At 72.3% G+C, this 1,662-nt stretch carries 2 protein-coding genes; one reads left to right on the forward strand and one right to left on the reverse strand.

What is annotated here, in order from left to right; all coding sequences use genetic code 11:
* Positions 1-511: metallophosphoesterase family protein (locus EQG76_RS27895; protein WP_200841185.1), on the reverse strand; the 511-nt coding region annotated here is incomplete at its 3' end.
* On the opposite strand from EQG76_RS27895, the gene EQG76_RS27900 reads away from it, so the two are divergent.
* On the forward strand, positions 510-1,662 hold a 1,153-nt coding region (locus EQG76_RS27900), incomplete at its 3' end, for a cytochrome P450 (RefSeq protein ID WP_159718338.1). The genes EQG76_RS27895 and EQG76_RS27900 overlap by 2 nt on opposite strands.

Below are 1,662 nucleotides of genomic sequence, written 5' to 3' on the forward strand. Positions count from 1 at the left end.
TCAGCGCCAGCCGCTCCTGGCACCAGTCGACCCGGGAGCCGTGCGGGTCCGGATGGAGCAGGACCTCGTCCACCGGATGGATGTCCGCCTCCCCTGCCCAAGCCACCACCTGCTCCGGCGTCATCCCGGCCGGGGCGAAGCTGTAGTCGTAGAGGGTGAAGATCGGCACGATCCGGACCGGGCCGCCTGGGCCGTCCCACACCGGCGGCGGATCCTCAGGTGTCAGCACGCCATGGCTGCGCGCCAGCTCGACCAGGCCCCGGTAGCGCTCTGCACCCCGCAGCCCGCCATCCTCCCCGGGCAGCGACCATAATTCATGGTTGCCGGGCACCCAGATCACCCGGGCGAAGCGCCGGCAGAGCGCGGCGAAGCCCTCGCCGATCCGCCCGAAGCTCTCGGCGACGTCGCCGGCCACGATCAGCCAGTCCTCGGGATAGCTGCCGAGCGCTGCCAGCGCGTCGCGGTTGGTCGGGCTGCCGAGATGCAGGTCGCTGATGGCGAGAAGTCGCATGCACGTCCGTCGGTTGCGGCGGTCCGCCCGCCCTGATTATCTGCCGGCCATGCCGGTGACGCTATTCCATCCGCTCGCAGCCGAAAACCTGGCTGACCCCTACCCCGCCTATGCCCGGCTGCGGGAAACGGCACCGGTCGCCTGGTCGTCCGCCCCGGTGCCGGGCTTCTGGGGGTTCTGGTTCGTCAGCCGCCACGCCGATGTCGCGGCCGGGCTAAAGGACCAGCGGTTCGGGCGGGAGATCGCGAAGCTGCTGCCGCCGGGCGCCCTGCCGCCGGTGCCGGCGCACGAGCGGCCGCTCATGGCGATGATCCAGCACTGGATGCTGTTCAAGGACCCCCCGGACCATGCGCGGCTGCGCCGGCTGGCGGCCCCGGTGTTCGCGCCGCGGGCCGTCGCCGACCAGCGTGCGTCGATCGCGGCCCTGGCGGAGCGGATGGTCGACCGGCTGCCGGCCGGCACCACGGTGGACGTGGTGGGCGAGCTGGCCTACCCGCTCGCGATCGACGTGGTCAGCGAACTCCTGGGCGTGCCCGAGGGCGACCGGCCGCTGATCCGCGACTGGGTGCGCGCCATCACCGCCGCCCTGGACGTCATCCGCACCGAGGCCAGCATCCGCACCGGTGCCGCGCAGGCGGTCGAGCTGCAGGCCTATTTCGCCGACATCGTCGAGATGCACCGCCGCAGGCCGCGCAGCGACCTGCTCGACCTCCTGATCGAGGCACGCGACGGCGGCGAGCGCCTGAGCGAGGAGGAACTGCTCTCGGCCTGCATCCTGTTCCTGTTCGCCGGGCACGAGGCCTCGGCTCAGCTGGTCGCCAACGGCCTGCTGGCCCTGGCCGGCGAACCTGAGGCCTATGCCCGGCTGCGCCGGGACGACGTCGCCATGCCCACCGCCATCGCCGAGCTCCTGCGCTTCACCAGCCCACAGCAGATCGCGTTCCGCTACGCGCTGGAAGATGCCGAGCTGGCCGGGGTCGCGATACGCAAGGGGCAGACGGTGGGCTTCGGCTTAGGCGCCGCCAACCGCGACCCACGCGTGTTCCCTGAGCCGGATCGGCTCGACCTGGACCGTGAGGCGGCACGCCAGCTCGCATTCGGCAGCGGCATCCACAGCTGCATCGGCGCGCCGCTCGCCCGGCTGGAGGCGG

Source organism: Geminicoccus flavidas (assembly GCF_009806515.1).
In the GTDB taxonomy this organism is placed as follows: Bacteria; Pseudomonadota; Alphaproteobacteria; order Geminicoccales; family Geminicoccaceae; genus Geminicoccus; species Geminicoccus flavidus.